Source organism: Enterobacter cancerogenus, from assembly GCF_019047785.1.
Lineage (GTDB): Bacteria > Pseudomonadota > Gammaproteobacteria > Enterobacterales > Enterobacteriaceae > Enterobacter > Enterobacter cancerogenus.
Window position 1 is genome coordinate 3,033,102 of the sequence record NZ_CP077290.1, and the last position, 12,770, is coordinate 3,045,871.

A 12,770-nucleotide genomic window follows, 5' to 3' on the forward strand; every position below is an offset into this window, starting at 1 on the left:
GATGGCAGGACTTAAACTTCAGGCAGTTTCCAAAAGCTGGGATAACAAAACCCAGGTCATTCAACCGCTGACCCTCGACGTGGCGGATGGGGAGTTTATCGTGATGGTCGGCCCCTCCGGCTGCGGTAAATCAACGCTGCTGCGCATGGTGGCGGGGCTTGAGCGCGTGACCTCCGGCGATATCTGGATCGACCGCCAGCGCGTGACCGAGAAGGAGCCGAAGGACAGAGGCATCGCGATGGTGTTTCAGAACTACGCGCTCTATCCGCACATGAGCGTGGAAGAGAACATGGCCTGGGGGCTGAAAATTCGCGGCATGGGCAAAGGTCACATCGCGGAGCGCGTGAGAGAGGCGGCGCGCATTCTGGAGCTGGACGGCCTGCTGAAACGCCGCCCGCGCGAGCTGTCCGGCGGCCAGCGTCAGCGCGTAGCGATGGGGCGCGCCATCGTGCGCGATCCGGCGGTGTTCCTGTTTGATGAACCGCTCTCCAATCTCGACGCTAAACTGCGCGTGCAGATGCGCCTGGAGCTGCAGCAGCTCCATCGCCGCCTGAAAACCACCTCTTTGTACGTGACCCACGATCAGGTCGAGGCGATGACCCTCGCCCAGCGCGTGATGGTGATGAACAAAGGCGTTGCCGAGCAAATTGGCACCCCGGTGGAGGTCTATGAAAAGCCCGCCACCCGCTTTGTGGCGAGCTTTATCGGCAGCCCGGCGATGAACCTGCTGGACGGGCGCATCAGCAGTGCGGGAACCCACTTCGAGCTGGACAGCGGGATGGCATTGCCAGTCAACTGGTACTATCGTGGCTACGCCGGGCGTAAAATGACGCTCGGTATCCGCCCGGAGCACATTGGGTTAAGCTCTCAGGCGGAGGGTGGCGTGCCGCTGGTCATGGACACGCTGGAGATGCTGGGCGCCGACAACCTGGCGCACGGACGCTGGGGCGAGCAAAAGCTGGTGGTGCGTCTGGCACATCAGGAGCGCCCGAAAGCAGGCAGCACGCTGTGGCTGCATCTGCCGGAAAATCACCTGCACATATTTGACGGTGAAACAGGACAACGTATATGAGTAACTGGCCTTATCCCCACATCGTCGCCCACCGTGGCGGCGGCAAACTGGCACCCGAAAACACCCTGGCGGCCATCGACACCGGTGCGCGTTTCGGCCATACGATGATCGAGTTTGACGCCAAACTGTCGAAAGACGGCGAAATCTTCCTGCTGCACGACGACAACCTCGAGCGCACCAGCAACGGCTGGGGCGTGGCGGGCGATCTGCCGTGGCAAGACCTGCTGAAGGTGGACGCCGGAAGCTGGTTCAGCAGCGACTTCAGGGGGGAGCCGCTACCGCGCCTGGCGGACGTGGCGGACCGCTGCCGGACGCACAGGATGATGGCTAACATCGAAATTAAACCGACCACCGGCACCGGGCCGCTGACAGGCAAAGCGATCGCGCTGGCCGCGCGTGAACTGTGGGAAGGGATGACCGCGCCGCTGCTGTCGTCATTTGATATCGACGCGCTTGAGGCTGCCCAGGCCGCCGTGCCGGAGCTGCCGCGCGGCCTGCTGCTGGATACGTGGCGTAACGACTGGCGTGAGCTCACCACCCGTCTCGGCTGCGTGTCAATTCATCTCAATCACAGGCTGCTGAATGAGGCGCGGGTCAGAGAGCTGAAACAGGCCGGGCTGCATATCCTGGTCTACACCGTCAACACGCCCCAGCGTGCAGCCGAACTGCTGCGCTGGGGCGTGGACAGCATCTGCACCGATGCGATCGACCGGATAGGCCCGAACTTTAGTTCTGCGGATTATTAAGCATACTGCCGTTCGACTGCGGCGTTAGCATGTGCTGCTGGCCGCTGCTCAGGGTATTTCCCCCGCCCAACATGCCGCCGCTGTTGTTTTGCAGCGGCTGCTCGCGTACCTGGCCCTGCTGAATTCGCTGGGTATTGGTATTCATCTGGTTTTGCAGATTTTGCTGCTGCATCTGGGTCTGGGTACGCAGCTGCTGATTGAGCATCCCTTTTTGCTGCTGCTGTTGGCTCATCATTTCCGTCTGCATACGCTGCTGGCTCGGAATAACGTAGCCCTGCTGGTTCGGGTTGTTCAGGGTATTCAGTGGCTGTGCGAGCGCGGCGAATGGCAGTAGCGCTGTCAGAATCAGTAAGCGTTTCATGGTTGTCTCCTCCTTTTGAGGCTTCTCTTAAGTTTACTCTGATTCCGCCAGAACGATGATTTTTTAAGAGTTGTGAACCAGGCTTAAGCGGGGAATATGGACCCCTTCACCTGGAGAACAATAATGATGAAACCAACGTTTTTGCGCTGGGTAGCGATCGCTGCGCTGATGGCTGGCGGCACGTTTAGCGTGGCGGCCAACCCACCGGCGGCTCCGCCCGTCTCCTATGGCGTCGAGGAAGATGTTTTTCATCCCGTGCGGGCAACCCACGGCATGGTGGCTTCCGTGGATGCGCTGGCGACGCAGGTGGGCGTCGATATTCTCAAGCAGGGCGGTAACGCGGTAGATGCGGCGGTTGCGGTGGGCTACGCGCTGGCGGTGACGCATCCGCAGGCGGGTAACCTGGGCGGCGGCGGGTTTATGATGCTGCGCACGAAAGTCGGCAAAACCACCGCTATCGACTTCCGTGAAATGGCCCCGAATCAGGCCTCCCGGGATATGTTCCTCGACGAGCAGGGTAACCCGGACGGTAAAAAGTCCCTGACCTCGCACCTGGCAACCGGCACGCCCGGCACCGTGGCGGGCTTCTCGCTGGCGCTGGAAAAATACGGCACGCTGCCGCTGAACAAAGTCGTGCAGCCTGCGATTGCGCTGGCGCGTGACGGCTTTGAGGTAAACGACGCCCTGGCCGACGATCTCAAAACTTACGGCAGCGAAGTGATCCCCCATCACGAAAACAGCAAAGCCATCTTCTGGAAGGACGGCGAGCCGCTGAAGAAGGGCGACAAACTGGTGCAGACGAACCTCGCAAAAAGCCTGGAGCTGATTGCGGAAAACGGCCCGGATGCCTTCTACAAAGGGGCGATTGCCGACCAGATAGCCGACGAGATGCAAAAGAACGGTGGGCTTATCACCAAAGCGGACCTGGCGGAGTATAAAGCGGTTGAACGCGAGCCGATTAGCGGCACCTATCGCGGCTATGAGATCTTCTCCATGCCGCCGCCGTCCTCCGGCGGTATTCACATCGTGCAGATCCTCAACATTCTTGAAAACTTCGATATGCACAAGTTCGGCTTCGGCAGCGCAGATGCCATGCAGGTGATGGCCGAGGCGGAAAAACGCGCCTACGCCGACCGTTCGGAATACCTCGGCGATCCGGACTTCGTGAAGGTACCGTGGCAGGCGCTGACTAACAAAGCCTATGCCAAATCCATTGCCGATGAGATCGACATTAATAAGGCTAAACCGTCGAGCGAAATCCGCCCCGGCAAGCTGGCCCCGTATGAAAGCAATCAGACTACCCACTTCTCGGTGGTGGATAAAGACGGTAACGCCGTGGCGGTGACCTACACGCTTAACACCACGTTCGGCACCGGCATTGTGGCGGGGAACAGCGGCATATTGCTGAACAACGAAATGGATGACTTCTCTGCCAAACCGGGCGTGCCGAACGTCTACGGACTGGTGGGCGGCGATGCCAACGCCGTCGGGCCGAAGAAGCGTCCGCTGTCGTCTATGTCACCGACCATTGTGGTGAAAGACGGCAAAACCTGGCTGGTGACCGGTAGCCCGGGCGGGAGCCGTATTATCACCACCGTACTGCAGATGGTGGTCAACAGCATCGATTTTGGGATGAACGTCGCCGAAGCAACCAATGCGCCGCGTTTCCATCATCAGTGGCTGCCGGACGAGCTGCGCGTTGAGAAGGGCTTTAGCCCGGACACTCTCAAACTGCTGGAACAACGCGGGCAGAAGGTGGCGGTAAAAGAGGCGATGGGCAGTACGCAAAGCATTATGGTCGGGCCGGACGGCGCGCTGTTCGGCGCATCGGACCCGCGGTCGGTGGATGATTTGACGGCGGGGTATTGATTGTGTTGCCCGGTGGCGCTGCGCTTACCGGGCCTACAACGGCACGAACGTAGGCCGGGTAAGGCGAAGCCGCCACCCGGCAACAAGCTACTTCATCCGCGCCATATAATACGCATCCACATACTCGCCGTTGCGCAGGGCGTAGCGCTTGCCGGTACCTTCAATCTCGAACCCGTACTTTTTGTACACGGCTATCGCCGGTTCGTTATCCACAAACACCGTTAGTTCGATGCGGTCAACGCGAAGCCAGTTGTCACACATGTCGATCATGGTGCGCATCAGCGCGCTGGCTACGCCGCGGTTGTGCCACTTTGCGCCCACACAAATACCAAAATCGGCGACGTGGCTTCGGCGAGGGCGCTGGGCGACATCAATGGTGAGATGCCCGACCACGATATCGTCAATGCAGGCAACCAGCTGCTTAATACCCTGCTGGTCGCCTAGCCGCATCTGCCACATTTCGAGCGAAGGATGAGGAACCTGTAGGGTATTGTGGTACACCTCCGGCTGGGCGTGAATCTGACGAATCGCGTCGATATCTTTCTGTTCAGCGTGGCGTATCACTATCTCACTCATTCCTTGTTCCTCAGGGGGGTTAAAAGTCCCTTCCAACATCAATGACTTTAAAATTTGAGTCAATCGCTATTTTTTGCAAAAAGTGTTGGACAAGTGCGAATGAGAATGATTATTATTGCTCTGCATTCAGGAAGACCGCTACGGGAACCTGAAAGCACGACATTGCTCACATTGCTTCCAGTATTACTTTAGCCAGCGTCTCGCTGGCTTTTTTTTGTCTTTTTCCCCCTCTCCCCGTGGGAGAGGGCTGGGGTGAGGGCAAAACTTGCGCTATGGTTGCACTCAATAACCTTCCAAAAGGACTGAGCCATGACACTACATTGCGCATTTATTGGATTTGGAAAAAGCACCACTCGCTATCACCTTCCGTATGTTCTCAATCGTAAAGACACCTGGCACGTGGCGCACATCTATCGCCGCAGCGCGAAGCCGGAAGAGCAGTCGCCTCAGTATTCCCACATTCATTTCACCAGCGATCTTGATGAGGTGTTAACGGATCCGCAGGTCCAACTGGTGATCGTCTGTACCCATGCCGACAGCCATTTCGACTACGCGAAACGCGCGCTGGAGGCGGGCAAAAACGTGCTGGTGGAAAAACCCTTTACCCCGACGATTGCGGAAGCAAAAGAACTGTTCGCGCTGGCGAAAAGCAAAGGGCTGACCGTCACGCCGTATCAAAACCGCCGCTTTGACAGCTGCTTCCTCACCGCCAAAAAAGCGATTGAAAGCGGCAAGCTCGGCGAGATTGTCGAAATCGAAAGCCACTTTGACTACTACCGCCCGGTTGCGGAAACCAAACCCGGCCTGCCGCAGGATGGCTCTTTCTATGGCCTGGGCGTGCATACCATGGACCAGGTAATCTCCCTGTTTGGTCGCCCGGATCATGTGGCTTATGACATCCGCAGCCTGCGCAATAAGGCCAACCCGGACGACACCTTTGAAGCGCAGCTGTTCTTTGGCGATCTCAAGGCCATCGTCAAAACCAGCCATCTGGTGAAAATCGACTACCCGAAATTTATCATTCATGGCACCAAAGGCTCGTTTATCAAATACGGTATTGACCAGCAGGAGACCAGCCTGAAGGCCAATATCATGCCGGGTGAGCCGGGCTTTGCGGCGGATGATTCCGTGGGCGTGCTCGAGTACGTCAACGACGACGGCGTGACGGTCCGGGAAGCGTGGGCCCCGGAATCAGGCGACTATGGCCGGGTCTACGATGCGCTGTATGACACTCTCACAAACGGCGCGCCGAATTACGTCAAGGAATCTGACGTACTCACGAACCTGGAGATCCTGGAACGCGCCTTTGAGCAGGCATCACCTGCCACGGTAACCCTCGCGAAATAAGCTGAAAAGGCTCCTCTGGACTCGTTCAAATATTTTGTACAGAGGAGTCAATTTTCACCCTCTATGATCCCAGACCGTTTGCGTCCACACTTACTCCATCGAAACGAACTGAGGGTGAAAACAATGATCTACTTACGCAAAGCAAACGAACGTGGTCACGCGAATCATGGCTGGCTGGACTCATGGCATTCATTCTCGTTTGCTGACTATTACGATCCGAATTTCATGGGCTTCTCGGCACTGCGCGTGATCAACGACGACGTGATTGACGCAGGCCAGGGCTTCGGTACCCACCCGCATAAAGACATGGAAATCCTGACCTATGTGCTCGAAGGTGCCGTAGCGCACAAAGACAGCATGGGTAACGAAGAGCAGGTTCCGGCCGGTGAGTTCCAGATCATGAGTGCGGGTACCGGTGTGCGTCACTCGGAATACAACCCGAGCAAAACGGAAAAACTGCACCTGTATCAAATCTGGATCATTCCAGAAGAAACCGGCATCACGCCGCGCTACGAGCAGCGCCGCTTCGACGCTAAACAGGGCAAACAGCTGGTGCTCTCTCCGGATGCGCGTGAAGGTTCCCTGAAGGTGCACCAGGATATGGAACTGTACCGCTGGGCGCTGGCGAAAGACGAGCAGTCCGTCCATCAGATTGCCGCTAACCGCCGCGTGTGGATCCAGGTGGTGAAAGGTGACGTCACCATTAACGGCACCAAAGCGACAACGGCGGATGGCCTGGCCATCTGGGACGAGCAGGCGATCTCCGTTCACGCCGACGGCGAAAGCGAAATTCTGCTTTTCGACCTGCCGCCAGTATAAATAATTTCTCAACCTTCCCTTTAATCGGGGAAGGTTGAGCTTTGTCCGTGATAAACTGAGAAAATCTCTCACTTCAAGATTTCTCAGGACGATGAAAAAGAAACGCCCCGTACTTCAGGATGTCGCCGATCGCGTTGGTGTGACCAAAATGACGGTCAGCCGTTTTCTACGTAACCCGGAACAGGTTTCCGTGGCGTTGCGTGGCAAGATTGCCGCTGCCCTTGATGAACTGGGTTATATCCCCAACCGCGCACCCGATATTCTCTCCAATGCTACCAGCCGTGCGGTGGGTGTCCTGCTTCCTTCCCTGACCAACCAGGTCTTTGCCGAAGTGCTGCGCGGTATCGAAAGCGTAACCGATGCGTTCGGTTATCAGACCATGCTCGCCCACTATGGGTACAAGCCTGAACTGGAAGAAGAACGTCTTGAATCGATGCTTTCCTGGAACATCGACGGCCTGATTTTAACGGAACGTACTCACACCCCGCGGACCCTCAAAATGATTGAAGTGGCCGGTATTCCGGTGGTGGAGCTGATGGACAGCCAGTCGCCGTGTCTCGACATTGCCGTCGGCTTTGATAACTTCGAAGCGGCTCGCCAGATGACCGCCGCCATCATTGCGCGCGGACATCGCCACGTGGCGTACCTGGGGGCGCGTCTGGATGAACGTACTATCATCAAACAGAAGGGATACGAGCAGGCGATGCTCGACGCCGGTTTAACCCCGTACAGCGTGATGGTGGAGCAGTCGTCCTCCTACACCTCGGGCATTGAGCTGATGCGTCAGGCGCGACGTGAGTATCCGCAACTGGACGGTATATTCTGCACCAACGATGACCTTGCGGTTGGGGCGGCGTTCGAGTGTCAGCGTCTGGGCCTTTCCATCCCGCGTGATATGGCGATTGCCGGTTTCCACGGCCACGATATCGGGCAGGTGATGGAGCCGCGTCTGGCCAGTGTCCTGACGCCGCGTGAGCGCATGGGCCGTATTGGTGCAGAACGCCTGCTGGCGCGCATTCGTGGCGAGGTGGTTACCCCTAAAATGTTAGATTTAGGTTTCACCTTGTCACCGGGTGGATCTATTTAAGCTGACAAATTTGAAGTAGCTCACACTTATTTACTTCGCGCACGTTTGGATATTGCTTCTCTAAAGTCCCGGCAGGACAATGTTACCGATAACTGTTACCCGTAACAATTGACTGAGGGACACCCTTTGAGCACGACTAATCATGATCACCACGTTTACGTCCTGATGGGCGTTTCCGGTAGCGGTAAATCAGCCGTGGCCAGCGAAGTGGCGCATCAACTCCATGCGGCGTTTCTTGATGGCGACTTCCTCCATCCGCGCAGCAACATCATGAAAATGGCCTCAGGCGAGCCGCTGAACGACGACGATCGCAAACCGTGGCTGCAGGCGCTGAACGACGCCGCTTTTGCCATGCAGCGCACCAACAAAGTGTCTTTAATTGTCTGCTCCGCCCTGAAAAAAACCTATCGTGACCTGCTGCGTGACGGCAACCCGAACCTTTCTTTCATCTATCTGAAGGGCGATTTCGAGGTGATTGAAAACCGTCTGAAAGCGCGTAAAGGCCACTTCTTTAAGACCCAGATGCTGGTAACGCAGTTCGAGGCGTTGCAGGAGCCGGGTGCGGACGAGCAGGACGTATTGGTGGTTGATATCGATCAACCGCTTGACGGTGTTGTCGCCAGCACCATCGAGGTTATTACTAAAAGGCAGTAAGTTTTGAGTACATTAACGCTTGTTTTGACAGCCGTAGGCTCGGTATTGCTGCTGCTGTTTTTGGTGATGAAGGCGCGTATGCACGCCTTTGTTGCTTTGATGGTGGTGTCTATTGGCGCCGGTCTCTTTTCCGGTATGCCGCTCGATAAAATCGCCGCGACGATGGAAAAAGGGATGGGCGGCACGCTGGGCTTCCTGGCGATTGTGGTGGCGTTGGGCGCGATGTTCGGCAAGATTTTGCACGAGACGGGCGCGGTCGACCAGATTGCCGTCAAAATGCTGAAATCCTTCGGCCACAACCGCGCGCACTATGCGATTGGCCTGGCGGGCCTGATTTGCGCGCTGCCGCTGTTTTTTGAGGTAGCCGTTGTGCTGCTGATAAGCGTAGCGTTCTCGATGGCGCGCCACACCGGCACTAACCTCGTGAAGCTGGTCATTCCGCTGTTTGCGGGCGTGGCGGCAGCGGCGGCGTTTCTGCTCCCGGGACCTGCGCCAATGCTGCTGGCTTCCCAGATGCACGCCGACTTCGGCTGGATGATCCTGATCGGCCTGTGCGCGGCCATCCCGGGGATGATTATCGCCGGGCCGCTGTGGGGTAACTTCATCAGCCGCTACGTTGAGCTGCACATTCCGGATGACATCACCGAGCCGCACCTTGGCGAAGGCAAAATGCCGTCCTTCGGCTTCAGCCTGTCGCTGATCCTGCTCCCGCTGGTGCTGGTTGGCCTGAAAACCATCGCCGCACGTTTCGTGCCGGAAGGCTCTACCTCCTACGAGTGGTTTGAGTTTATCGGTCACCCCTTCACCGCGATCCTGGTAGCGTGTCTGGTGGCAATTTACGGTCTGGCGATGCGTCAGGGCATGCCGAAAGACAGGGTGATGGAGGTCTGCGGCGCGGCGCTGCAACCTGCGGGGATTATCCTGCTGGTGATCGGCGCAGGCGGGGTGTTCAAGCAGGTGCTGGTGGATTCCGGCGTCGGCCCGGCGCTCGGCGAAGCGCTGACGGGCATGGGTCTGCCGATTGCAGTGACCTGCTTCGTGCTGGCGGCTGCGGTACGTATCATCCAGGGCTCTGCGACCGTGGCGTGCTTAACGGCGGTAGGTCTGGTGATGCCGGTGATTGAACAGCTGAACTACTCTGGCGCGCAGATGGCGGCGCTCTCTATCTGTATCGCGGGCGGGTCTATCGTGGTGTCTCACGTTAACGACGCCGGCTTCTGGCTGTTCGGTAAATTTACCGGCGCGACCGAAGCGCAAACCCTCAAGACCTGGACGCTGATGGAAACCATCCTCGGCACCACGGGCGCGATTGTCGGGATGATTGCGTTTTCGTTGTTGAGCTGACGTTTGTTTTCTCCCTCTCCCTGTGGGAGAGGGGCGGGGTGAGGGCATCAAGCCGCAGAGGTCGTATTTTTGTCGGGTGGCGGCTTCGCCTTACCCAACCTACAAAACCCTGAATCATAGGCCGGGTAAGCGCTAGCGCCACCCGGCTTTTTTACAGCGGCACGGTACCTTCCATCGTACGTAGCCAGCGCGGCGCTTTCAGCGTATCACTGTAAAATCCCACTAAATCCTGCAACAAATCTCCTGCGACCCTTTCATCACTCCCCAATAGCGAGCGAGCCAACAGCAATTGCGTTAACAGTTGGCAGTATCGCCCCAACTGATCCACTTCCGGTTCGAAGACCGGCATATCCAGCGGTAGGTCATCCACCGTCAGGCTTGCTTTTAAATGTTCCGGAACAGGTTCAAGCAGCGTGGACTGGAGCAGGGCGAGGCAGGCGGAAAGCCGTCCGCATAGCGCCATCTTATGTGCCAGATTTTCACATTCAACCAGTACGTCTACGAATCGCTCGCAGTTGTCTGCCAGCGCGGTGAAATCGGTGGTGTGATCGAATGGGGTGGTGAATAAAGCGTGAGAAAAGCCAGGGATAGTAGTTATATGACTGCCTCTGATGAGTTGAAGAGACCGCCACAGGAGGGACCAACCTCACGGGTGGCGGACTGAACGGCGTTGGTCCTACCGGCCTCATCAGCTACCGGCGCGCCTTACGGCGCCACCGTCCAGCCCACCAGTGAGGTGTAACTGGCCACGCGATAAAAAAGCGTTTTATCACGGATGAGGATTACAGGGGACCAACCCTGACGCCTGATTTTGCAGGCGCGGCAAGAAGATACTGCTTTGCCGAGTGGGTGGCAAGAGAGGCTCTGGAAGGCGGCTCGCAAAACGAAGGATTATTTTTGATGGTGCGGCCTGATGCCCTCACCCCACCCCTCTCCCACAGGGAGAGGGAGCAAACATCCTAACCTTTCATCCACGCCCGAATTCCGTCCAGGAACATCTGTGTTGCCATCATTACCAGAATCAGCCCCATCAGGCGTTCGAGGGCGTTCACCCCTTTCTCACCCAGCAGGCGCAGGAACAGTGACGACTGAAGCAGGATGATGAACGTCCCGCCCCATGCGATCAGCAGGGCAATCACCAGGTGGCTCATCTGATTTGGATATTGATGCGACAGCAGCATCAGCGTGGCCAGAATTGTCGGTCCGGCCACCAGCGGGATGGCGAGCGGTACGATAAACGGCTCCTCACCTGCTGGCAGGCCGCTGCTGCTGCCTTCGGCGCTGGGGAAAATCATCTTAATGGCGATCAGGAACAGAATAATCCCGCCGGAAATCGAGACCGTTTCGGCGCGTAAATTCAGGAAGGCGAGGATCTTTTCTCCGGCGAACAGGAAGATAAACATCACCAGCAGCGCGATAAGCAGCTCGCGGATCATGATCGCCCGGCGACGCTTCGGCTCGGTGTGTTTCAGCACCGACATGAAGATGGGCAGGTTGCCGAGTGGATCCATAATTAAGATTAATAAAACCGCGGCGGAAATGATTTCGCTCATGGTGCGTTATCCCTGAATGTTTATATGGTTATTCTCATGATTAGCTGCTTTTCTGATTGCAGGGCTATCATCGATTAATTTCGCTTGCGACTTTGGCAGCATTTTGTAATGTGAAGCATATCCCAGTTGAATACTGGTTTGCACAAACAGCACACACCCTCAGCAGGAAATAATAGCTATGAAAAACGTTGGTTTTATCGGTTGGCGCGGTATGGTCGGCTCTGTACTCATGCAACGCATGGTGGAAGAGCGCGATTTCGACGCCATTCGCCCGGTCTTCTTCTCCACTTCCCAGCTCGGCCAGGCTGCACCGTCCTTTGGGGGTACCACAGGCACGTTGCAGGATGCTTACGACCTGGAAGCGCTGAAGGCGCTCGACATTATTGTCACGTGCCAGGGCGGCGATTATACCAACGAAATCTATCCAAAGCTGCGTGAAAGCGGCTGGCAGGGTTACTGGATTGACGCGGCCTCGTCACTGCGTATGGAAGATGACGCCATTATTATTCTCGATCCGGTTAACCAGGATGTCATTACGCGCGGCCTGAACAACGGCGTGAAAACCTTTGTCGGCGGTAACTGTACCGTCAGCCTGATGCTGATGTCCCTGGGCGGCCTGTTCGCAGAAGACCTGGTGGAGTGGGTGTCCGTGGCGACCTACCAGGCGGCCTCCGGCGGCGGTGCGCGTCATATGCGTGAACTGCTGGCGCAGATGGGCCAGCTGCATCAGCACGTCGCAGGCGAGCTGGCAGACCCGGCATCGGCCATTCTGGATATCGAGCGTAAAGTCACTCAGCTGAGCCGCAGCGGCGACCTGCCGGTTGATAACTTCGGCGTTCCGCTGGCGGGCAGCCTGATCCCGTGGATTGACAAACAGCTGGATAACGGCCAGAGCCGCGAAGAGTGGAAAGGCCAGGCCGAAACCAACAAAATCCTCAACACCGCGTCGGCGATCCCGGTCGATGGTCTGTGCGTGCGCGTTGGCGCGCTGCGCTGCCACAGCCAGGCATTCACCCTTAAACTGAAAAAAGATGTGTCCATTCCAACCGTGGAAGAACTGCTGGCCGCGCACAATCCGTGGGCGAAAGTGGTGCCAAACGATCGCGACATCACCATGCGCGAACTGACCCCGGCGGCCGTCACCGGCACGCTCACCACGCCGGTTGGCCGTCTGCGTAAGCTCAACATGGGGCCGGAGTTCCTCTCCGCGTTCACCGTGGGAGACCAGCTCTTGTGGGGCGCCGCCGAGCCGCTACGCCGCATGTTGCGCCAGCTGGCGTAATAATTTGTTAACTACAAGGGGTGATTTTCACCCCTTTTTTTTGCGTACTACAGGGAGTAA

13 protein-coding genes are annotated in these 12,770 nt (G+C 57.3%); 9 read left to right on the plus strand and 4 right to left on the minus strand.

Annotated features, from left to right (window positions below):
- The first annotated feature begins 1 nt into the window (after position 1).
- Positions 2-1,072, plus strand: a complete 1,071-nt coding sequence (locus I6L58_RS14270; RefSeq protein WP_006177927.1) for a sn-glycerol-3-phosphate import ATP-binding protein UgpC — start codon at positions 2-4, stop codon at positions 1,070-1,072.
- On the plus strand, positions 1,069-1,818 hold the full coding sequence (ugpQ, locus tag I6L58_RS14275) for a glycerophosphodiester phosphodiesterase (protein WP_088209238.1): 750 nt from the start codon (positions 1,069-1,071) through the stop codon (positions 1,816-1,818). The genes I6L58_RS14270 and ugpQ overlap by 4 nt, the downstream gene beginning before the upstream one ends.
- Here ugpQ and I6L58_RS14280 read toward each other — a convergent pair.
- The gene (locus tag I6L58_RS14280; RefSeq protein WP_088209237.1) at positions 1,799-2,179 is read right to left on the minus strand and encodes a DUF2756 family protein; all 381 of its coding nucleotides are present in this window, start codon (positions 2,177-2,179) and stop codon (positions 1,799-1,801) included. The two genes, ugpQ and I6L58_RS14280, sit on opposite strands and share 20 nt — an antisense overlap.
- A 123-nt stretch (positions 2,180-2,302) precedes the next feature.
- Here I6L58_RS14280 and ggt point away from each other — a divergent pair, with 123 nt between their 5' ends.
- Positions 2,303-4,048 carry a gamma-glutamyltransferase gene (gene ggt, locus I6L58_RS14285; protein ID WP_176399446.1) on the plus strand — a complete coding sequence of 582 codons (1,746 nt, stop codon included), beginning with the start codon at positions 2,303-2,305 and terminating at the stop codon, positions 4,046-4,048.
- An 87-nt stretch (positions 4,049-4,135) separates the two neighbouring features.
- On the opposite strand, the gene yhhY is transcribed toward ggt, so the two are convergent.
- Positions 4,136-4,624, minus strand: a complete 489-nt coding sequence (gene yhhY, locus I6L58_RS14290) for an N-acetyltransferase (RefSeq protein ID WP_006177923.1) — start codon at positions 4,622-4,624, stop codon at positions 4,136-4,138.
- A gap of 309 nt (positions 4,625-4,933) precedes the next feature.
- Here yhhY and I6L58_RS14295 point away from each other — a divergent pair, with 309 nt between their 5' ends.
- The 5 genes from I6L58_RS14295 (at position 4,934) to gntU (ending at position 9,875) form a co-directional block, all read left to right on the plus strand.
- Positions 4,934-5,971 carry an oxidoreductase gene (locus I6L58_RS14295; RefSeq protein WP_088209236.1) on the plus strand — a complete coding sequence of 346 codons (1,038 nt, stop codon included), beginning with the start codon at positions 4,934-4,936 and terminating at the stop codon, positions 5,969-5,971.
- A gap of 123 nt (positions 5,972-6,094) precedes the next feature.
- On the plus strand, positions 6,095-6,790 hold the full coding sequence (locus I6L58_RS14300) for a pirin family protein (RefSeq protein WP_006177921.1): 696 nt from the start codon (positions 6,095-6,097) through the stop codon (positions 6,788-6,790).
- Positions 6,791-6,881: 91 nt separating this feature from the next.
- Positions 6,882-7,877 carry a gluconate operon transcriptional repressor GntR gene (gntR, locus tag I6L58_RS14305; protein WP_006177920.1) on the plus strand — a complete coding sequence of 332 codons (996 nt, stop codon included), beginning with the start codon at positions 6,882-6,884 and terminating at the stop codon, positions 7,875-7,877.
- A 126-nt stretch (positions 7,878-8,003) separates the two neighbouring features.
- Positions 8,004-8,531 (plus strand): gluconokinase, encoded by a 528-nt coding sequence (gene gntK / locus I6L58_RS14310; RefSeq protein WP_088209235.1) that lies wholly within the window; start codon positions 8,004-8,006, stop codon positions 8,529-8,531.
- 3 nt (positions 8,532-8,534) lie between these two features.
- Positions 8,535-9,875 (plus strand): gluconate transporter, encoded by a 1,341-nt coding sequence (gene gntU / locus I6L58_RS14315; RefSeq protein WP_088209234.1) that lies wholly within the window; start codon positions 8,535-8,537, stop codon positions 9,873-9,875.
- 151 nt (positions 9,876-10,026) lie between these two features.
- Here the strand turns inward: gntU and I6L58_RS14320 are convergent, their stop codons facing one another.
- Positions 10,027-10,473 carry a hypothetical protein gene (locus tag I6L58_RS14320; protein ID WP_088209233.1) on the minus strand — a complete coding sequence of 149 codons (447 nt, stop codon included), beginning with the start codon at positions 10,471-10,473 and terminating at the stop codon, positions 10,027-10,029.
- A 361-nt stretch (positions 10,474-10,834) separates the two neighbouring features.
- Positions 10,835-11,428 (minus strand): NAAT family transporter YhgN, encoded by a 594-nt coding sequence (gene yhgN / locus I6L58_RS14325; protein WP_003861574.1) that lies wholly within the window; start codon positions 11,426-11,428, stop codon positions 10,835-10,837.
- A gap of 178 nt (positions 11,429-11,606) precedes the next feature.
- On the opposite strand from yhgN, the gene asd reads away from it, so the two are divergent.
- Entirely contained in the window at positions 11,607-12,710 is a 1,104-nt protein-coding gene (gene asd / locus I6L58_RS14330) for an aspartate-semialdehyde dehydrogenase (protein WP_006177916.1), read from the plus strand.
- Positions 12,711-12,770 lie beyond the last annotated feature (60 nt).